The organism is Klebsiella sp. S69, assembly GCF_016516145.1.
GTDB lineage: Bacteria > Pseudomonadota > Gammaproteobacteria > Enterobacterales > Enterobacteriaceae > Klebsiella > Klebsiella oxytoca.
In genome coordinates, this window is the sequence record NZ_JACVUU010000087.1 from 1 (window position 1) to 553 (window position 553).

At 47.4% G+C, this 553-nt stretch carries 1 protein-coding gene and 1 pseudogene; both read right to left on the reverse strand.

Annotated elements, in window-relative coordinates:
* Positions 1–112: 112 nt before the first annotated feature.
* Positions 113–280: pseudogene (locus IAE27_RS29345) on the reverse strand (transposase); the annotation flags it as partial.
* Between the two features lie 87 nt (positions 281–367).
* Positions 368–553, reverse strand: a 186-nt coding sequence (locus IAE27_RS29830; RefSeq protein ID WP_227685355.1) for a hypothetical protein, incomplete at its 5' end; no start/stop codon positions are given.

Sequence of the window (553 nt, forward strand, 5' to 3'; positions counted from 1 at the left end):
TGAAGGCTTTTCGGATCAGCTGCATAGTCAGGTAACATAGCAAAAAAACAGCATGTTATCTGACGACTTCTTAATGCGACAAAGCCTGCAGTTCCTCTGATTTTGAGAACGACAGCGACTTCAGGCGCTTAACCTCGGGCACCGCCATACTTCTTACGCCAAGTATAATAGGTGGCGTAAGAAGTATGGCGTACTTGCGGCAGAGCTCACGGGCAGAAACCCCTGCTTCAGCTTCGCGGAGGATACTGATGATCTGTTCGTCGGAAAAACGCTTCTTCATGGGGATGTCCTAATGTGGCTTATGAAGACATTACTAACATCGCGGTGTATTAATCAACGGGGAGCAGGTCACCCCAGAGTTGTGCACTCATTTAGCTTCCGTTTCACCCTGTGATGGTGATATAAATTGAGTGGATGTGTGGCGCAGAGGGAGTGCTATTCCCGTGAGAATAAAAAGTAACAGAACCAGGGTAATGCTCCCAACTTGCTGATTTAGTGTATTATGGTGTTTTTGAGGTGCTCCAGTGGCTTCCATTTCCATCAGCTGTCCTTC